This window comes from Wolbachia sp. wLmal (assembly GCF_049435495.1).
Lineage (GTDB): Bacteria > Pseudomonadota > Alphaproteobacteria > Rickettsiales > Anaplasmataceae > Wolbachia > Wolbachia pipientis.
The window spans coordinates 346,314-365,594 of record NZ_CP185405.1 but is presented as its reverse complement, the minus strand read 5'-3'; the positions used below and the strand labels follow the sequence as shown (position 1 = coordinate 365,594).

General features: G+C 35.3%; 16 protein-coding genes, 2 tRNA genes and 2 pseudogenes. 9 read left to right on the top strand and 11 right to left on the bottom strand.

Annotated features, from left to right (window positions below; translation table 11 throughout):
• Position 1 precedes the first annotated feature (1 nt).
• Entirely contained in the window at positions 2 to 193 is a 192-nt protein-coding gene (locus ACEL90_RS01915; RefSeq protein ID WP_423349140.1) for a transposase, read from the top strand.
• Between the two features lie 212 nt (positions 194 to 405).
• On the opposite strand, the gene ACEL90_RS01910 is transcribed toward ACEL90_RS01915, so the two are convergent.
• From ACEL90_RS01910 to ACEL90_RS01860, 11 genes and pseudogenes are all read right to left on the bottom strand, one after another.
• Entirely contained in the window at positions 406 to 4,683 is a 4,278-nt protein-coding gene (locus ACEL90_RS01910) for a hypothetical protein (RefSeq protein WP_423349139.1), read from the bottom strand.
• Between the two features lie 10 nt (positions 4,684 to 4,693).
• Positions 4,694 to 5,833, bottom strand: coding sequence for a DEAD/DEAH box helicase (locus tag ACEL90_RS01905; RefSeq protein ID WP_423349138.1), 1,140 nt, complete (start codon positions 5,831 to 5,833; stop codon positions 4,694 to 4,696).
• Between the two features lie 123 nt (positions 5,834 to 5,956).
• Complete coding sequence (locus tag ACEL90_RS01900) at positions 5,957 to 6,727, bottom strand: hypothetical protein (protein WP_423349137.1); 771 nt, start codon at positions 6,725 to 6,727, stop codon at positions 5,957 to 5,959.
• A gap of 913 nt (positions 6,728 to 7,640) precedes the next feature.
• Positions 7,641 to 8,387 (bottom strand): hypothetical protein, encoded by a 747-nt coding sequence (locus ACEL90_RS01895; RefSeq protein ID WP_423349136.1) that lies wholly within the window; start codon positions 8,385 to 8,387, stop codon positions 7,641 to 7,643.
• A gap of 176 nt (positions 8,388 to 8,563) precedes the next feature.
• Positions 8,564 to 8,998, bottom strand: a complete 435-nt coding sequence (gene tnpA / locus ACEL90_RS01890; protein ID WP_423349135.1) for an IS200/IS605 family transposase — start codon at positions 8,996 to 8,998, stop codon at positions 8,564 to 8,566.
• Positions 8,999 to 9,080: 82 nt separating this feature from the next.
• Positions 9,081 to 10,186: pseudogene (locus ACEL90_RS01885) on the bottom strand (IS4 family transposase); the annotation flags it as partial.
• Positions 10,187 to 10,364: 178 nt separating this feature from the next.
• Entirely contained in the window at positions 10,365 to 11,141 is a 777-nt protein-coding gene (locus tag ACEL90_RS01880) for an Rpn family recombination-promoting nuclease/putative transposase (protein WP_423349134.1), read from the bottom strand.
• Entirely contained in the window at positions 11,138 to 12,049 is a 912-nt protein-coding gene (locus tag ACEL90_RS01875; RefSeq protein WP_423348612.1) for a group II intron maturase-specific domain-containing protein, read from the bottom strand. The genes ACEL90_RS01880 and ACEL90_RS01875 overlap by 4 nt, the downstream gene beginning before the upstream one ends.
• On the bottom strand, positions 11,977 to 12,684 hold the full coding sequence (locus ACEL90_RS01870; protein ID WP_423348613.1) for a reverse transcriptase N-terminal domain-containing protein: 708 nt from the start codon (positions 12,682 to 12,684) through the stop codon (positions 11,977 to 11,979). The genes ACEL90_RS01875 and ACEL90_RS01870 overlap by 73 nt, the downstream gene beginning before the upstream one ends.
• A gap of 8 nt (positions 12,685 to 12,692) precedes the next feature.
• Positions 12,693 to 13,016, bottom strand: a complete 324-nt coding sequence (locus ACEL90_RS01865; protein WP_423348614.1) for a hypothetical protein — start codon at positions 13,014 to 13,016, stop codon at positions 12,693 to 12,695.
• A 191-nt stretch (positions 13,017 to 13,207) separates the two neighbouring features.
• Positions 13,208 to 14,501: pseudogene (locus tag ACEL90_RS01860) on the bottom strand (IS4 family transposase).
• Between the two features lie 87 nt (positions 14,502 to 14,588).
• On the opposite strand from ACEL90_RS01860, the gene ACEL90_RS01855 reads away from it, so the two are divergent.
• The 8 genes from ACEL90_RS01855 to sucD all read left to right on the top strand — a co-directional run bounded on the left by ACEL90_RS01855 (position 14,589) and on the right by sucD (position 19,278).
• A complete protein-coding gene (locus ACEL90_RS01855) occupies positions 14,589 to 15,257 on the top strand; it encodes a hypothetical protein (RefSeq protein ID WP_423349133.1) in 669 nt (222 codons plus the stop codon).
• 55 nt (positions 15,258 to 15,312) lie between these two features.
• Positions 15,313 to 15,663, top strand: coding sequence for a hypothetical protein (locus ACEL90_RS01850; protein WP_423349132.1), 351 nt, complete (start codon positions 15,313 to 15,315; stop codon positions 15,661 to 15,663).
• A 68-nt stretch (positions 15,664 to 15,731) separates the two neighbouring features.
• A tRNA-Glu gene (locus tag ACEL90_RS01845) sits at positions 15,732 to 15,803 on the top strand.
• Positions 15,804 to 15,831: 28 nt separating this feature from the next.
• Positions 15,832 to 16,518: a 16S rRNA (uracil(1498)-N(3))-methyltransferase gene (locus tag ACEL90_RS01840; protein WP_006279818.1), complete on the top strand. Its 687-nt coding sequence runs from the start codon at positions 15,832 to 15,834 to the stop codon at positions 16,516 to 16,518.
• 218 nt (positions 16,519 to 16,736) lie between these two features.
• Positions 16,737 to 16,810: transfer RNA gene (locus ACEL90_RS01835), tRNA-Pro, on the top strand.
• 199 nt (positions 16,811 to 17,009) lie between these two features.
• The gene (rpsU, locus tag ACEL90_RS01830; protein ID WP_006279819.1) at positions 17,010 to 17,210 is read left to right on the top strand and encodes a 30S ribosomal protein S21; all 201 of its coding nucleotides are present in this window, start codon (positions 17,010 to 17,012) and stop codon (positions 17,208 to 17,210) included.
• A 37-nt stretch (positions 17,211 to 17,247) separates the two neighbouring features.
• Complete coding sequence (sucC, locus tag ACEL90_RS01825; RefSeq protein ID WP_423349131.1) at positions 17,248 to 18,399, top strand: ADP-forming succinate--CoA ligase subunit beta; 1,152 nt, start codon at positions 17,248 to 17,250, stop codon at positions 18,397 to 18,399.
• Positions 18,400 to 18,402: 3 nt separating this feature from the next.
• Positions 18,403 to 19,278: a succinate--CoA ligase subunit alpha gene (sucD, locus tag ACEL90_RS01820; RefSeq protein WP_423349130.1), complete on the top strand. Its 876-nt coding sequence runs from the start codon at positions 18,403 to 18,405 to the stop codon at positions 19,276 to 19,278.
• Positions 19,279 to 19,281 lie beyond the last annotated feature (3 nt).

The following is a 19,281-nucleotide window of genomic DNA, read 5'->3' as shown; positions in this document are numbered from 1 at the left end:
TATGATTACTAAAAAAGCAGCTGATGCTGTAGGATTTCAAGTTATTCCTAAACGGTGGATTGTTGAAAGAACTTTTGCTTGGCTTTCCAATTTTAGACGTATGAGTAAGGATTATGAGCATTCTCCTCTTACTTCAAAAACTAATATCTCCTTTAATATGATTACCATTATGCTTGCTAAATTAGCTGCTTAGTTCCTTTCAAGACAGGTTCTAAGGGTAGAATATAATAAAAAAAACTGCCCGTCAAGCAGATTAATCCACCAACATGCCCTTATTCTGTAATTTCGCACTTCAGCAATGTACGATTTCCTCGCTTTTCACAAGATCTACAATAGCCATTGCAACTCTTAATCATAGTGATTTTAGGTAGGTTATTGAGAACCTTGATCTTTTAAGTTCTTGCCCTACCCACCTAACTTAACCCATGTTGAAACTCTGTCTAAACGTTCAATATCTGGAGAAGCTATAGAACTTGCAGGAAGTTGGCTTTGTGATGCTTTCTTATAATCTTCCGACAATTTTTGAACGTGGCAAGTGTTAAGCGAAGTTTTCGGTAAATCATCAGGCTGCTGAGATATACAGTAATTACGACCACTTAATCCTGCTCTCAATATCTCCAAATATTCATAAATATATTTTTCTGCAACCTCTTTATGTACACCTTTACCTAATCTTGCAATTTCTCCTTCCGCTCTTCTAATACTACTATCACCAAGAAACCCAAGTACTTTGTTTGACATACTATTTTGATCATCTCTATCACAAGCTCCGTCACCTTTTACGGCAGCTAGCACTCCCATTATTACATTAAGCGTTGAAAACACAACTGCTCCAGTATTGAATTGATCACCACGAATTCCAGTGCCAATAAAGTTACATCTCTTTAGAAGGTTGAATGATTCTCCTGTAGTTGAGTTTCTTGAGAAAAGTCGTCCCGCAATACCTTGCAATATATTTTTTTGCTCATTGTTAGTAGTATAAGAAGCGTTATCGTTAACGAATAGCTCTATTGGATCAACTATACCAAATGTTAAAGAGCTTATAAGCTCAAGATCCTTGCTAAAAGCGTTAGCGTGATGACATAACTTTGTAGATACAATTAATAAACACAATCGAACTGTATTCGCTAACACATTATCAATGTTGTCTCTTATAAAACTCTCATCCTTATTTAATAAACTTTGATAAAATTTACAGATTTTGTCTGCACCATCTTTTGAACTATTGCCACTATCATCAAACATATCGAGTGCTATTTTGAGATTTCCATCATTAGCAAGTGGTGCCACGATATTAGCAAAGAGTTCTAAGAAAAGAGGGGAGCAGATATACCCCATCTTGAGATCAAGATCCTTTTCATTTAGCTTTGGGAAGAATTTATCAAGTACCATACCTAGCCACACAATCCTTCCTACATCATAATTCTTATTAATACTTTCAAATACTTTCAACCTTCTGCAAATGTCCATTTGTTTTTTATCATTAGTTTTTAGCATTTTTTTCTCAGCTTCTAACTGCCATGCTTCTTTCTGTAACCTTTCTTGTTCCTCTTTTATCTTTTCAAACCTTGTCTTCCCGTTTGCAAAGTTATCAAAATACTTGAGTAAACTTTGAACGTCACCAAGATCGTACTGCAGCCCTTTATGGGCAATGCTGAGATTCTCAATTTTATGATTTATTGTGTTGTATAACCTCTCAAATTTAGTTTTACCTCCTTTTGTACCTTTCTGACCTACTGAATTTTTACCGATCCAACTTGCATTCGCATAACTCAATAGCTGTTCAAATATGTCCTGAGCTAACTTATTATTTTGTTCTTTACTTTTGCCCGTAGCGTACAGATCATCAATTTTATCCTTTATCTTATCTTTATCAGCACCATCTATTAACTTACAATTGTGCAAACTTTCTGTTATCTGCTTCATTCTGTCTTTCAGTAAATTCTGATCATCTGCTGAAAAATCCCCTATAATACTCTTTCTCAGATTGACTAAGGTATTTTTAATTTTAGCTAATCCTTCATGTTCACGAACAATGTTTTCTAACTTCACCCTGAGAGATACTATACGGCATTCTAAGATTGCTACATCCATATCATTACCATTTTCTGAGGTTGTATTACTATTGAGCTCATTAAACATATCCACATCCTTCTTGTTTTTACCCAAACGACTTTGCACTTCTTTTAACTCTGATTCAATGTATTTAAGTTGTTCTGTTTTTGTTCTCTCTTTGTATCCTTTTGTTATTTCCCTGTGTTCCACATTACCTTTGATTGCCTTTATTCCTATTAATTGATGTATTTTATTATACTGCTTTTGAAGATCTATCTTTTCTTTCTTCAAATCTTCCATTTCGCTCTCCTGTTTATCATGTACCTTCTGTAAAGCTGCTTCTTCCTTTTGAATCTTATTTTCTTCCCTGATAAGGCCAACTCTTTCTTTGAAAGTAAGCTTATCTTCTTTCTTTAAAACTTCTTCCACTTGTGACTTGTCAAGGGTAAATCTCCAATACCACAAACGTAATACCAAAGTACAAAATTTGATAATAATAACCTTTAAAAAATTACCTTCTATCTTCAGTTTGTTACTAACCTTATCTTTTTCTTCTTGTTTGCGCTGGATGTTACGTGAAGAGTTCTCATGTTTTTCCAACAGATCACCTATTTTGTTTTCAAGAATTTTAATTCTAAGCTCAATTTCACAATCACCTACTACTATTCCTCTTTGATCAAGTTGTTTTTTCAAAGCAGAAGTTGCAGACTTTAAAACCTGATAAAAGCATTTATTTGCTTCAACACTGTACCCACTGCGGTCATAAATTTCTTTACGCACACCTAAAATACACTCAAAAGCACCTTTAATCAGTGCATCGTATACTTCCTCATTAATAAACTTAATTTCTTCTTTGGGATACTTAGAATCAACAACTTTCTCGATCCCTTTAACTATCCTTTCAGCGTACTTCTTCGTATCAATCTTATGCTTCACTTCCTCAAGAGAGTCAAAGGGATCACCATCTATTAGCTGACCCTTTACTTTATCGCAACTCTTGATCTTTGCAGAATCAACATAAGATAACGATATAATAGGCCCATTCTTCCTACCTCCCCTACCTATGCACTGCTTCTTGTTTTCTGTATTATCCTCCACCGTCTCTCTCATAAGAACGTTATGCAGTACTTGATTGTTATAACCCGATTTCCTTTCCCAATTGAAATAATACCCAATAAGGCCTACCCTTGATAATTTATCGCCAGCGCATGCATCTTTACCCTTAGCCTCGCAGACAGATAACTTTTCACAAATTTTTCGTAAGCTCCTTAACGGATACTTTTCTTCACTTTGAAACTCTATTATAATTTCCCTGAACTTACTAATTAGCCCTCTCTCCTTTTCTTTTGCCTTGCATTCTTTACCATCATACACAAATTGACAGCCATCCTTATCCCCTCTTGCTTTCGCTTCCTCGCTCTGTAAACCTTCTAGTTTTCCTTCAGCTTCTTGTAATTGTTTCCTCATCTCCTTGACTGTTTCTTGATCCGCACCTTTCGCTTTTTCTATCCCCTTTTTTAATTTGTCTATTCTTTCTTTAAATGTGATATGTCTTCTCCTTGCTTCTCTAAACTTACTCTTAGCTGGCTCCAGTTCTTTTCTATCATATTCATTTGCCTCATCCTTTGCTTTCTTATACTCTTGATACAGTGTGTCACACTCCCCTTCTATTTTCGCCAACATTCCATCTACTTCATAGTGCTCTTTGAGGTATCTAAAAAAAGCACTTCTATTTTTCTCAAGAATATCTAGAATACCCTTACCAACACCAACGTTACTGAGCCTGGACACAAATATGGAACCCAAGTCAGGTGGCATCATTTTGTGAATTTCTTTGCTGAGATTATGATTATCTAGCAACTCATTTAACCTTTTCTCATCGCCGTTTTTTAATACCTTCCATACAGTCTCCATTGCTGATATTATACCGCATTCATATGAATAATTGTCAATATTTAGACCTTTAACATACTCCTCTATCTTTTTATGAGCTTCCTGATCATTAAGTTTTGCGATAGCCTTTTTAACTTTTTCTCTAAATAATTCCATATTTGAGAACCGTTGATTATCGAGCTCACTCAGCCTACCTTCGAATTTATCTTTATCTAGTTTATCCTGTGTTATGCACGATATGACATTGTTAATAATCCCATGCCCTACAGCAAATGTACCACTATCAACAATGCTACCCTTACAGTCAATGCCTCTGAGAACTCTATCAATTGCTTCTTCATTCTCTTTACCAAATTGACCTAAAAGTTTTTCCTTTACTGTACTGGTTGAATCACCTAACTTACTCTTGTAAAGAAATTCCCCTATTTTTGAACTTTCTTTCTCTTTCCACAAACACTCCTTCAACTGCTCCCGAGCTTGATCAGAATCCATGCAAGCAAGAGTCATTCTATTGCGTACACTCTGCATATTCCATATGGTGCACTTCCTTATCTCTTCCTCTATATTAGAACTGTCCTTCTTGGGGTTGTAATAATATTGATCATTTTCACGTCTTTCCAATAATTCATTATTATGGTATTCTACATACTTGCTAACAAAATCACTATCTTTTACATTATTACTAACTTTAACATCAATCCTCGCGCCAATACATGACTTAATTTTTTGCTGCAACGATTGACTTTCAATATGCGCTCTTCCATTTTTTTTCTTCCTCTTTTATGTAATCCCTCATCCAAATAGGAGGAGTTGCCGTTGTCATTACCAGGTTTATTTCTTTCCAATGTGCAAGCAATAGCAAAAGCTGGGTTATTTTATAATATGCTTCTCCCTTGTCTACCATGTCCTGCACTTCATCAAGCATTAAAAGTAAATTGCGGTCACTAAAAATACTTTCTCTGTATTCCTTGCCATCAATCGTATAGTAATCTTTATAGATCGTGATATTTCCACCAATTGTTATTTTTTTGTTTTTTAAATCTACCTTAAATTCCTTATCTTCCGCCTTTTCATCTTTCAGCAGCTTGGAAAATTTACTAAAACCCAATATTTCATTTGAGCTATTAAAGAAAGTCTCTAGACTTACCACATTGTATTTGCATTCTTTTTTGTAAGAATTATCACAGTTAATGTCACCTAGTTTTGATACGGCTCCTTTTTGCTCTTCATATTCTTGCTCCACCAAGTCAGCACAGGGATTAACCGAAACAACATCCATTCCACGTAATTTTGCTACAAGAGCAAACATGAGTTTTGTTATGGTTTTACCAGATCCTGTTGCTGTTGCAATTAATGCTAAATTCTTATCAAAACCATCTTCTAGTGCACTTACTTGTGATGGATATGGTAACTTTTCATTATCTCCACCTATGGTAAATTCTTCTCCACCTTTACCAAACTTTACTCCAAGTTTATATTTTTCTTCACCATCCACATTTTTCTTGCATACAAAAAACCTCACTTCTTTTTTAAGTAGAGCTGCTAATTCTTCATCTTGTTTCTGATCTTGAGCATTATCGTCTTGAACTGGTTTAATTTGTACGTCTGCAAATTTAATGTTGTATACACCATCTTTTTCACCAGATTCTATCTTAACTTCAGCCTTTACTCTATTAACGTCGATATTGAACACATCCAGAGGCTGAGATCCCTTTATTTTTTCTTCAATCTCCTCTAAAATCCCTTTAATAGTGCTATTACTACTCGCACCATTTAGAAATTCAACAGAGTGTTTTATTTGTGTTGTATCTTTCATTATTTTCTGATCCACAGTTTTTACTTTTACATTTTCTTCAAGATTTGTCATCACCACTACCCCAGTCATACTACCTACAAATCGAAACTTTCTTATATTGTACACAATATTTACGTTTTCGCAACTATAATTCCGTGTGCAAGGCCCTACTGTCACTTCAATAACTACGGAGCTAAAAATGCAGCAGAAAAACTAGATGACGTAAGGCAAGTCTCCTAAAGCTTTAAGAGCTTCTACTCCACTTAATTGCTCACTTGGTTCGCTTTCTTTTGAAGAAAAACGTTCGGTTACTTTATTTACCACAAATGCAGTGAAGGTTTCTAATTTTTTAATCGCAGACAGGGTAATAAGTTCAGCAGTAAAAATTTCTACTGGGAATACTATTGCTCCTATTGCTGTGCTTGCTAAAGCTATCGACCACTTTCCAAGCATGACATTAGGGAAAATAGCACTAACAGCAGCACCAAGACCAATTCCAACTGCTGTACCGATTACTGTCATAATACCTAATTTTATGAAAAATGTTTTACTATTTTGAAAGATTCTATCGAAGGCTTCGTCTTTCTCATTAGAATTATACGATGAGACTGCAGATGAGAACAAGATTGTAGACAGTGCTGGATACATAAAACCAATCATTCCTCCCATAATCAAAGGTGACGAACTAATAAAGCTCAACACAAATCCAGCAATATACAATGTTAAAATTGTTCTACAAACAGTAATAAGCGGAACAATTATCTTTTTGATCGAAGGTGATGAGCTGGTTTGCCTATCAATGACAATAGCTCTAATTAAGCCTAGCGCAAGATAAGCCAAAACTACCTTTAGGCTTGCTAAGCTTAGTACAAAACTAATAATCATCCCCATTAATTTTATTAAAATTAGCACAATACTGGCAATACCTCCCATCATACCACCAATTATTGCAAGAGCTACAACCTTATCCCAAATGTCTTTCATCACACTGCTTCATTTAATACCTGCACGGTATATTATATAACATTGTTACTCCAATATGCAAAGTTATTTGAGTACTACAGTGCTTTTAGGGAGACGTACAGTTCTAGGATAGCTTTGTTGCGTAGCTAGCTGTAACGTATTAAAGAGAAAAAACGAGGAGTATCAGTAGCTTAGCATTTACAACAAGAACGATCAGCGAATACCTAAATTTGATCAAAAGAAATTTTGCCACCATTCACTAATCCCGCTAAAATTTAAGAATTTCAATGCTTTAGCTGTATGGTTCCAGAGTGTGAAAAATATTTACATTCATGTAGAAAACATGGATTTCTCTAGCACCATAAAAAATTTAATCATTTACTTTTCCAAAAATCGTAAAAAGTACCTACCTTTGTGAGAACATTTTACATAAAAACAGGGTTGTAAAAATAAAGGTGTGAAATTTTTGTAACAAAGCTAGGCAAATTATTTCGTATGTAAATATGGTGAAAATAGGCTATTATAGCTGGTTTTGCGACGTAGCAAATTACTATAGAGAAAAGTTCACGCGGATCTAGCGGTAGACCAACGCATCCCAAGAAAAACACTTCTCACGCTCCTTGATTTCGAGCACTAAAAATAACTATATTATTTAGATTTTTAGTAATCTACACTAATGAGTTAATAATTAATCTGCTTAAAAAGGCAAAAGACAAAATAGAGTGAACCTACAGTAAAAAGAGAATAAAAAAAACTCTGACAATAAATTATACAAACTTTATGAAGTTAATTTGAACTTAAGAAAACACAAATCTAATTTTTTTGCTCGAAGAATTTGCTTTTTTTCCAATCTTACCCAAACGCACCCTAGAGCTTGATATATACATTCTATCCATAAACAACCTTATCTCTAGTGCTTTTATTAGTTACAAAATTATCTAGAAAATTCACGTGTTTCACGAAGACCACCAATTGATATCAGATTCTGTCTTTGCCCTACAGCATTTAATATAGCGTATAACAAAACCATCGCATCTCCCCCAGTAATACGCTTGCATCCTCCGCAAGATTCATATTCACCTAACTGTCTATCTGCCTCCACTCTTTTTCGTTCAACTTGTTCTGCAGTCCTAGCATACTTTAATTCTACTCCAATTGGGTGAGTGTCGCCATTTTCTGCAGATTGCGATAATACTAGGTCTATTTTCCTTCCTCTCTGTAGCTGGAACTCAATAATTACCTTGGCAGGATTATCGCAACTTTGAAATATCCCACGCAACAAAGCCTGAAATTTAGCTTCATTATTCACGAGTAGACGGTTTCCATTTAATAACGGAGACAACAGACGAGAAATCTCATTAAATAAAACTCCATACCTAGCCCTGTACTCACCATTCACATTACCATCATTACCAAAATTAGGCTCAGCATTCATCAATTCATCTGCAAATTGATGTAAGTTCCTAACGTTACCCATTTGTTCTGAGAACCTACCCTCAAAATAACCTTCTCTATGAGAACGTGAGTAAGCACGTAGTGATTCGAATTTCTTTGCAGAAAGCACTTGCAGATGACTCTGGACGAATTTTTCCAAGATTTTTTCGAATTCTTCTATTTTCAATCCCGTTACATCTCGAAAATTTCTCGGGTGTTTACTTGCTTTATGGTAATTCAGACTCATTTTCCCTCACTTTTTATTTCTCTTTTTCATACTTTACCATCTTTTACACTTTTGCAGCAAGTCTATAGTAAAAATGGAATTTCAAGGTAAATAAAGATCAACATCATTTATCAGTTTGAAAACTTAATTCAACCACTATGGATTAAAATCCAAAGATTGAGAGAGAGCATAGAATGCTAACTTTCGACTTGAAAGTCACCAAATTTATCTTCTTTTTTAGAGTGATTTTCAATATAATTTTTTATCATTTCATCAGTTACGTTTCCGCTAGTCCTGACAAAGTAGCCTACTGCCCATAAGTGTTTTCCCCAGTATCTTTTTCTCAACTCTGGAAAGTTTTGCTGGATTTTTCTGGAACTTTTTCCTTTTATTAACTGCACTAACTTACTAATACTTAAGTATGAGGGTACAGAAACGTATACATGTACATGACTTGACGCAACTCTACCTCTGATAATTTCTACCTGATTATTTGCACATACTTCTTGTACAACTTCTTTAGTTTTCTGCCCAATATCTCCAACTAATACTGGATATCGATATTTTGTTATCCACACTATGTGGTATGTACATTCATATACAGAGTGACTGCTTTTTCTATAATATTCCACATTCTTTCAAATTTTTTACCTTAAAATTATATTCTTGAAAGGATGGACTTCAAGTCCAGGGTTTTTCTCCCAAATTTGGGACAATAAATGCCTTTGTTAAGCTAAGCTCCGTATTTTTTTTCAGTTCTGTGCAACCCACTATCCCATGAAATATAAGAATTGCACACAATTTGGCATATAGCTCACATAATACTCTGTATGGCTTTCCTCTCAGCTTATCAAGCCTTATATTACTCTTATATAATTTGAACAATAATTCAATTTGCCATCTTATTCGGTAAACTACTAGTATTTGCTCAGCATTAATCTTACTTTTTGGAACATTAGTTATAAATATCGACCAATTTAGTAACTTTTGGTTCTTTTGAGAAGATGTGTATCCATGTGATCTTGCTAACCTATTAGCCTTTCTTCTTCTAGCCATATTCAGTTAGTTTTTTAAATATAATTCTCACTTTAACCCTTGTCTCTTTTCCTAACAATACCTCCTGTTCTAGAAAAGATCGATCTCCCAAATGTTCTAGTAAATCTATTTTTTGACTTGTCTCTATATCATATATATTTGTATCAACGACTGATAAAATAAGCTCCTGCTCTGCTCAAAAGAACTTGGCACGAAATAACCCAAATTAGATATTAGTAAATCGTTGCTCGATATATTGCTTAAATGGCTTCTATAACCCTGATCTGACCTTATTCCTTCAGTTATATTAAGCTGGTCTAATGTCTGGTTTAGGTAGTCAGAAACTAATTGTAACTTTATTCCAGACTTAGTACTGCTTTCATAACCACTGTAGCTGGTACCATAACCTTTATATATGTCTTCCATACTGTTAGGTATAGCTGCTGTCTAATAATTTAACACCTCCAAAGTGCTTCAAGATTCTGCAATCAACTTGTAAGGTATTTTTAAGTAACGTTAAAATACATTCTTTTCATGAATTCCACTGCTTCCTTGGTAAATCTAAACTTGTTTTGTTATATTTATCGAGTCTTCATTCAATAATTGACACATTGTCTCTATACTACAATTATCAACCCCTATATTACCCAAAACGATGGCTTTTATGAACGACGAGCCTTTTAGCTTCCTCTTTCTTTTTATGAACCCTGTTGTAGCTGAGATTTTATCTGCTTTTTCATTAAAAAATTCTTTGAGCTTTTTGAGATGCAAATTATTCTTTTCATTGTATAAGTTCTCCGTTTTCTTTGTTAAATTTAAGAGAACTTATATCTTCTTTTTCTTTTCTTTACCTCACTTCTTCTTAACTTGACGCGTATGCTTTTTTGAACATTCCCTTTAGAGCCTAAAAGTTATTTAAGTAATACTTCTATTCAAGGTCATTTGACTAAGGATAAAGCTAAGTTAGTCTCTTAACTTTTCGATCTCATCTAAAGAAAGGTCGGTTATTTCAGCGATAACATCAATAGAGACATCGGCCTTAAGTGAGTTTTTTGCAACTTCAATTTTACCTTCAATTTTACCTTTTTCACGGCCAATTTGGATGCCTCTTTGTTCTCCAATCCTAAGACCCTCATCAAATTTTTGAGCTAAAGCAGCAATCTCATCCATTATGCGTTTTTTCATTTGTTCATATGCTAGTAACTCTTCTTCTGACCAATTAAACTTATTCATCTCTTCATAAGCTCGTTTTATTATTACGTCACTACCAACTATTTTATCTAGGTCTTCTTCGTTTGTTTCTGCTGCATATCGAAAAAAGTAACACCATTTTTCAACTATACTCTCCAATTGGTCTTCTTTTGTCTTTGTAAATTTAGGTAGTTCTATGAATACAAAGTAAAAATCCTTTAAGTCATGTTCAAAGCTATTTTGATCTAAGATGACATGATTAGATTTGTACTCAGCCTTATCTGGAAAAATAATACAATCAGCAACAGCAATAAAGATAATTTCTTTGAGGTTATGATAATCATCACCTTGATCAGCTTGACTTGAGTAGGCTTTGGCAGCATAATATTGAGCACGTTTTTCGAAGCCTTTAGTCTTAGTAAACTGGTCAGGTAAGGGAGCAGTATTACTACTACCCCCTCCCTTAGAAACGCAGCGTGCAGGTTTCCCCACACTACGCTTGAGCCCCTTATCTAAGTTCTTCTTTTCTAGAACCGGCTTGTCCTTCATGATTCCTCAGGAAACATCATTCTTAATGGTGACACCAACAGTAGAGAACCTTCTCTTGAGAAAGAGCTTGCTAACATTCTTGTTCGTTTCACTCTCTCATCAAAATACTTTTTCCATTTTAAGTCAAGGGGATTTGCATCCGCTCTGATTTTAACATGTCGTCTGATAGGTATATCAATCAGCTTAAGCAGTCTTAAATACCGTATCTCTTTTGGTTTGTTCTTGCATATGGGTGCAGCAAAGACCCATCGGCGTTGACCCATTACTTTGAAGTAACGATTCTTTATCCAACGTAATCCTTTACGAGGATGTCTTTTCTTTGCCCATTTCCATAAACTATGCCAAATTTCATTGTCGACCTTTCTAAACGCTTTTTTAGCACACACATGGTGATAGTAATTTCCCCATCCTCTCAGTAGAGAGTTGAGTGACTTAATTACTATAGCCTGAGTGTTCGCTATATTTGCTTTTATCAATGTACGTGCTTTATTAAGAAGTCTTTTAATACTTTCTTTCGAAGGTTTAATAATTAACTTCTTATTATATCTACGTACATTACAACCAAGAAAGTCAAACCCTGTTGTGATAGATGTAATCTTTGTCTTTTCTTCTGAAAGAATTAAACCTCGCTCATGAAGAAAAGATGATACTAAAGGCTTAACTTCATTTTCCAGTACTTCATGTGTGAAACCTGAAATAATAAAGTCGTCTGCGTATCTGATTACGTTCACTCCACTTCTGATTTTGTTTCTTCTTCTACTGCCGAGTTTACCAAATCGACTTTCCAATAACTTTTCAAGTCCGTTTAAGGCTAAATTGGCTAGTATTGGAGAAATTATACCACCTTGCGGGGTACCTGCAGTTGTGGGATACAGAGTTTCGATTCTAGGAAGCCAGCTTTTAACCAACTATGCAGAATTTTCTTCTCCATAGGAATATGCTTCATAAGCCATTCATGATTAATGTTGTCAAAGCATCCTTTGATATCACCTTCAAGTATCCATTGTAGTTGATTACGACTTGCCAGTAACAAATGACAAGCTACTGTAGCATCTGCACAGGATCTTTTAGGCCTAAAGCCATAGGAGTGACGATCACTGATTGTTTCAGCTATCGGTTCCAGAGCAAACAGATATAATGCTTGCATGGCTCTATCTTTTATCGATGGTATTCCAAGAGGTCTTCTTTTGCCATTAGATTTACTGATATAAATCCGTTTTAGCGGAGAAGGTTTATATCCTCTTTGCTTTAACTGCTTTATTCCTTGAAATTTAGCATTGCAAGTTGACCATAGTTGACGATCTACACCCGCTGTGTTTTTTCCTTGGTTTTCAGTTACTCTCTTAACAGCCAAAGCTTTTCCGCTAAAAGAGCGTGTGAGAAGATGTTGTAAAGTTTTTACCTTACCCCATCTTCCTTCTTGGACAGCCTTAACAATACGTCTTTGTAGCCTCACAATAACTTTCTGGCATTTCTTCCATGGCAACTGCTTCCATGCTTCAAAGCTTTCGGTAGATGCACTTACAGGTTTACTTGTAATCATCTGCTTTCCTACCTTAAGTGGTTAACAAAGTTTCTTGTCACGAGGGACCAAACGGAAGTCTGCTCGTTTTCACGCGAATTAATGTTACAAATTCTATCCATTTCGTTACAAAATGGCATTCGCTTTCTCCATTCTCCTTTACCTGCACTTCCGTCAGCATTCCTTGCGGTTTGCTTGCCATGTAGGCGAAAATACAGGCTTACCCTGTTCCTTCTGTCATACAACAGTGGGTTAGGTGACTTCTCTATACCGGTGATTTGCGTACATCTAGAAATGAGAAATGTCACATTACCTTTTTGGTTAGAGCTTATCAGCATCTTTAGCTCCTTCATAATTACGATACTTTGAAGTTTCACTTACGTTCACCATACCACTAGCCTAGCTCTCCAACCACATGATGCTTGTAGTTTATGCTCCTCTCACGATTGAGCATCTTCTTTTTCAAGAGGAGGTTCATTGTCCGCATCGCTTGGCACCAACCGGTTGCCCGATTCGCACTGATGCGTAGACCATACGCGTCAAGTTAAGAGATTGTGAGCAAATTTAGAGAGGTTAAAGTGGATACTCTAGCCCTTCTACGTTTGTCTTTTAATGAAAATCGCGACCAAGTTATAGTGAGTTTTTTAAGAAATGCTTTTAAACTATTAATTTTGGTTAATACTAAAAATAACTCTCTAACCCGCCTTTTTAGCTCAATAAATGCCTTTGTTAAGCTAAGTTCTGTATTCTTTTTCACTTCTGTGCAACCAACTATGCCGTGAAATATAAGAATTGCGCACAATTTAGCATATAGTTCACATAATACTCTGCATGGCTTTCCTTTTAGCTTATCAAGCCTGGTATGGCTTTTATACAATTTAAATAATAACTCAATTTGCCACCTTACTCTGTAAATCGTTAATACTTGCTCAGCACTAATTTTATTTTCTGGAACATTAGTTATAAATATTGACCAGTTCAACAATTTTTGATTTCTTTTAGAGGATGTATATCCCTGCGATCTTGCTAATCTATTAGCTTTCCTTCTTCTGGCCATATTCAGTTAGTTTCTGACATATAATTCTTACTCTAATTTTTGCTTCTTTTCCTAACAATACCTCGTTTTCTAAAAATAACTTATCCTCTAAACATTCTAATAACTCCATTTTTTGATTTGTTTCTACATCATATATGTTGGTATCAACGACTTATGAAATAAGCTCCTATTTCATTGATTTGTTTAAAAGAACTTGGCACAAAATAACCGAGATCAGATATTAGCAAATCATTGCTTAATATATTACTTAAATGTTTCCTATATCCCTGGTCTGATCTTACCCCCTCCGTTAAATTAAGTTGGTCTATTATCTGATTCATGTAGTCGAAAACTAATTGTAACTTTATTCCAGACTTAGTATTGCTTTCATAGCCACTGTAGCTAGTACCATAACCTTTATACATCTCTTCCATACTGTTAGGTATAGCTACTGTCCAATAATTTAACACTATTAAATTGCTGTAAGATTTTGCAACCAACTTGCAAGATATTTTTAAAGAGAATCACAGATTCATTATACATCCTTTTCATAAATTCCACTGCTTCTTCAGTAAATCTAAACTTGTTTTGTTATATCTATCGAGTCCTCGTTTAGTAATTGAAACATTGTTTCTACGCTACAATTATCAACTCCTATATTACCCAAGACCATGGCTTTTACGAATGATGAACCTTTTAGCTTTCTCTTTCTTTTTATAAACCTTGTTGTAATTGAGATTTTCTCTGCTTTTTCATTAAAAAATTCTTTGAGCTTTTTTGATAAGCAAGTTATTTTATTCATTGGTTCTCTCACTAAAAGTATATCTGGGAGAACTTATACCTTATTATTCTATCTCTTTCATACCTTTATTTCCTTAACTTGACGCGTATGGTCAAGAATACAGGATCATTTGATATAAATAATAATCAAGCTTTAAATCAGGCTTTAGGACATGCTACAGATCACAAAATAATGGAATTGCTGATTAATCGTGGAGCTGATATCCACTCAATAGATGAGAATGGAAAGAATGTTATAATTCGTGTTATTGAGAGTTTAGCAGAATCAAAAAATCTAAAATTGGATAGTGAGAAAAACTTACCAGCAGAGATAATTCTTCACCCCACAGTTTCCTTTTTACTAGGAAAAGGCGCAGAGTATTATTCTACAGATGATTTGAATGTTGAAGCTATACAACAAAAACCTCCTAGAACCTCTGAATATGAGCCAATAACTATGTACGCTGAGGTGAACAACAATGTAATACCACCTCAAAAACCTCCTAGAACTTTTGAGTATAAGCCAAAGAGCACTAATTATGATGCTTTGCCTTCAAAAGAGCCAATTTACGCTGAGGTGTATGATGCTAAGGTTAGTAACTCATTAGGGGAGAATGGTTATTTGAGTGTATCAGAAGAATCTATTTATGCTGAAATATATGATTCACATAAAAAATCCACTGAAAATTTATCATTGGAAGATAGTGGTTATTTGAGTATATCAGAAGAACCTATTTATTGCACTATAGATGATCTTTCAGAACAAAAAGCCTACTAGCCTAAAACAGAAAGAGCCAGAACAGTCGTCAGAACCTATTTATGCTAGGGTAGATTTGTCCAAGAAAAGAGCAGAAAGAAAAGCAAAAGACATAAAAGCTAATTCTGGAACTTGCCATGGGTTAGTGCAAGATAAAGTGAATGATTGGCAAGTGAAGCTAAATGAGCTAAGTGCTAATAAGTCGATAAGTCAGCAACAGACTAATGATCAAAAAATTAAGACCAAGGCTGGCTTTAGTGTAGAAGAAATAAGGCAGAAATATGAGCGTAGAGATTCTGGCTATGATTCCGATACAAAAATTGAACAACAATTAGAATTAGCTCCTAAATCTGAGATAGGTTCAGTGAGTATTGAGCATGGAGTAATAGGAGGCTGTCGATATAAGATTACTGATATATCCCTCTAACTATGTGATTCAAAATAATTGAATTGACTTTATATATGTAATCGATATAACCTAGTTAGATTCAAGTTGACTCTTTCGTCTAGTGGTTAGGACACCACCCTTTCACGGTGGTAACACGGGTTCAAATCCCGTAAGAGTCACTCAAGTAGAATATAATTAAAGTTTTGAATGGGAAAAATTAGGCTCTATGTTGAAGAAGCTTTATCACAAGGCGTGAGTTTAGCACTTAATCCACAACAAAGTCACTATATTTGCAATGTAATGCGGCTTAAGAAGTATGATAATCTCTCTCTTTTTAATGGAAAAGATGGAGAATGGTTAGGAGAAGTAGTTAATATATCGCGTAAATTGACAGAAGTTACACCCAAAGAATGCACTAAACAACAGCAATATGAGGAAAATTTATACCTGTATTGTGCCATGGTAAAAAGTGCTGCTTTGAACAACATAGTAAGACAGGCAACTGAAATGGGAGTAATCTGCATTCAATTTATTTCAACGGAACGTACAGTGGTAAAAAATATTAACCTAAGTAGAGCAAAATTACAAGCAATCGAAGCAGCGGAACAATCAGGTAGGATAAGTATACCAGAGATTTTGCCTCCTATTAACTTTTGTGAGTTACCTGATTCCCAGAGTAAAAATTTTGTTTTGTGTGATGAAACAGGTAAAGCTGACAAAGTGCTGAAAGGCAAAAAAAATGTTGCTATTATTGTTGGCCCTGAAGGTGGTTTTTCATCTTATGAACTTGATCTTGCCGATAAGTTTTGTCAAAAATTGAGTCTAGGAAAAAGAATTTTAAGGGTCGATACTGCTGTAGTTGCTGCACTCACTTTCACCAATTGGTGTAGCTAGATTTTTAAATATGACTAAGGTTTGGGTCATAAAGAAATCTGGTTCAGTGTTGCGCGCACAAAAACCCTGTAGATTTTCTACGAAGCAGTCTGTTGTTAAAGAGGAGCTAATAAAAAACATATTCTAAGATAATATTAAATCTCATATTATATTTTTTCTAAAGTAAACAAATGAATCTTGCATTTTGCCTGAGTTGTTGATACTCTGAGTAAAGAAGTCGGGGCGTAGCGCAGCCTGGTAGCGCATTTGGTTTGGGACCAAAGGGTCGGGAGTTCAAATCTCTCCGCCCCGATGTTAGTATAATTGTAAGAACGCTGTAACACAAGAGCAATCTCCATCAGTAAGCAAGTAGCTGACACTGGAATGACATTATTCACCATGTAAATTATGGCATATTACATTTTAACGCTCAAGTTTATAAAATAATTGACAATGTTAATTTTCTAATTTATAAGTAGATTTTGAAATGATTACCGAAGGAGGTATAGAGTTTGATAGAAGTATCAGTCCATTATGGTGATGTAGACAGAGCTCTTCCAGTATTGAAAAAAACAATTCAAAAGGAAGGAAGAGGGTTGAAAATGAAAAAACAATATCATGAAAAAAAATCAGAAAAAAGAGCTAAAAAGAAAGCTGAAGCTAAAAAAAAGAGGTACCAACAAGAGTGCAGAAGGCAGCGTTATGGTTGGTAGTTTGTACTCAGGTTAATAGTTTATCATTGGTTATTTTATGAATATTCACGAATATCAAGCGAAAGAAGTTTTGCATAAATTTAATGTCCCAGTGCCAAAAGGTTTTGTTGCTACATCTGTGGAAGAAGTAAAGGCTCAAGTAAGTCAATTAAAATCTGACGTGTTTGTAGTTAAAGCTCAAATTCATGCAGGTGGTAGGGGTAAAGCCGGTGGCGTAAAGCTAGCAAAGTCGGTTGAAGAAGCTCAACAGTTTGTAAAGGACATGATTGGTATGACTTTAGTTACTCATCAAACAGGGCCAAGCGGGCAGCAAGTAAGAAAAGTGTACGTTGAAGAAGGCTCAAGCATTAAGAAAGAGTATTATTTAAGCCTGGTAATCGACCCGAAGCTCAGTAGGCCAATATTCATATTTTCCTCAGAGGGTGGAATGGACATCGAAGAAGTGGCAAAAAATTCTCCTGCAAAAATTGTGAAATTTGATATTGATTCTGCTACAAGTTTTGATAGCAGCAAGTTAAGCAGCAGTTTTCATTTGAGTCCAGAACAAATAGAAAAGATATCGAACATTGCGAAAAAAATATATGATGCGTTTATTGCAACTGATGCGAGCCAAATTGAAATTAATCCACTGGTTGAAACAAATTCTGGAGATTTTATTGCGCTCGATGCGAAAATTAATTTCGATGATAATGCTTTATATCGTCACCCAGAAATTATGGAACTTCGTGATTATGATGAGGAAGTGAAAGAAGAGATAGAGGCTTCAAAGTATGGGCTCAGTTACATCAAAATGGATGGCAGTATTGGTTGCATGGTAAATGGTGCAGGTCTTGCTATGGCAACAATGGATATAATAAAATACTACGGAGCAGAGCCTGCTAACTTTTTGGATGTTGGTGGTGGAGCGAGTAAAGAAGCTGTAACTGAAGCATTTAAAATCATATTGTCTGATAGCAACGTAAGAGGAATTTTGGTTAATATATTTGGTGGTATAATGCGTTGCGATATTATCGCAAGTGGAATTGTTGCGGCTGCAAAAGAAATGAGCATTAAAGTTCCTCTAGTGGTTAGATTATCAGGTACTAATTTTGAAGAAGGAAAAAAAATCTTAGAAGAGTCAGGATTAAATATTATTGCTGCAGATGAACTGGGTGATGCTGCACAAAAGATAGTAAAAGAGGTAAAATAAAGCATGTCCGTTTTAGTAAATAAAGATACAAGATTAATATGCCAGGGTTTTACTGGTGCACAAGGCACATTTCATTCAGAGCAAGCAATTGATTACGGAACGAAAATGGTGGGAGGTGTAACTCCTGGAAAGGGTGGTAGCACTCACCTTAATTTACCGGTTTTTAATACTGTAGCAGAAGCCAAAGAAAAAACCGGTGCAAATGCTACAGTTATATATGTACCTGCTAAATTTGCCGCTGCTGCAATACTTGAAGCAATAGATGCGAAAATAGAATTGATAATTTGTATTACAGAGGGCATTCCTATACTTGATGTGGTGAAAGTTAAGCGTGCGCTTATCGGCTCAAAAAGTCGATTGATTGGTCCCAACTGTCCGGGAATTATTACACCTGAAGAATGCAAAATAGGAATTATGCCTGGCCATATCCATAAGCGTGGACACATAGGAATTATGTCTCGCTCCGGAACTTTAACTTACGAGGCAGTAGCACAAACAACCGCTGTTGGTCTTGGTCAATCCACGTGTATCGGAATTGGGGGGGATCCAATTCATGGTATGACATTTGTCGACTGTATGGAGCTCTTTTTAAAAGATGACGATACTCATGGTATTGTAGTTATTGGTGAAATAGGTGGAAACGAAGAAGAAGATGTATCATATTTTGTGAAAACAGAAAAAACTAAAAAGCCAATCGTTGGTTTTGTAGCAGGCCAAACGGCACCTCCAGGAAGACGTATGGGACACGCTGGAGCAATCATCTCCTCCAGCGGTGGAAGTGCTGGTGCAAAACTAGAAGTTATGCGGAGCGCTGGAATTGCAATTGCTGAAACCCCTGCAGTAATTGGTAAGAAGGTATTGGAAGTAATGCATCACTAGAAT

What these genes read in the sequence shown, in the direction of transcription:
- ACEL90_RS01915 (WP_423349140.1), top strand. Translation starts at nt 2, where the DNA reads ATGATTACTAAAAAAGCAGCTGATGCTGTAGGATTTCAAGTTATTCCT.
- ACEL90_RS01905 (WP_423349138.1), bottom strand. Translation starts at nt 5,833, where the DNA reads ATGACTGGGGTAGTGGTGATGACAAATCTTGAAGAAAATGTAAAAGTA.
- ACEL90_RS01900 (WP_423349137.1), bottom strand. Translation starts at nt 6,727, where the DNA reads ATGAAAGACATTTGGGATAAGGTTGTAGCTCTTGCAATAATTGGTGGT.
- ACEL90_RS01895 (WP_423349136.1), bottom strand. Translation starts at nt 8,387, where the DNA reads ATGAGTCTGAATTACCATAAAGCAAGTAAACACCCGAGAAATTTTCGA.
- ACEL90_RS01880 (WP_423349134.1), bottom strand. Translation starts at nt 11,141, where the DNA reads ATGAAGGACAAGCCGGTTCTAGAAAAGAAGAACTTAGATAAGGGGCTC.
- ACEL90_RS01870 (WP_423348613.1), bottom strand. Translation starts at nt 12,684, where the DNA reads ATGATTACAAGTAAACCTGTAAGTGCATCTACCGAAAGCTTTGAAGCA.
- ACEL90_RS01865 (WP_423348614.1), bottom strand. Translation starts at nt 13,016, where the DNA reads ATGAAGGAGCTAAAGATGCTGATAAGCTCTAACCAAAAAGGTAATGTG.
- ACEL90_RS01855 (WP_423349133.1), top strand. Translation starts at nt 14,589, where the DNA reads ATGGTCAAGAATACAGGATCATTTGATATAAATAATAATCAAGCTTTA.
- ACEL90_RS01840 (WP_006279818.1), top strand. Translation starts at nt 15,832, where the DNA reads ATGGGAAAAATTAGGCTCTATGTTGAAGAAGCTTTATCACAAGGCGTG.
- sucC (WP_423349131.1), top strand. Translation starts at nt 17,248, where the DNA reads ATGAATATTCACGAATATCAAGCGAAAGAAGTTTTGCATAAATTTAAT.
- sucD (WP_423349130.1), top strand. Translation starts at nt 18,403, where the DNA reads ATGTCCGTTTTAGTAAATAAAGATACAAGATTAATATGCCAGGGTTTT.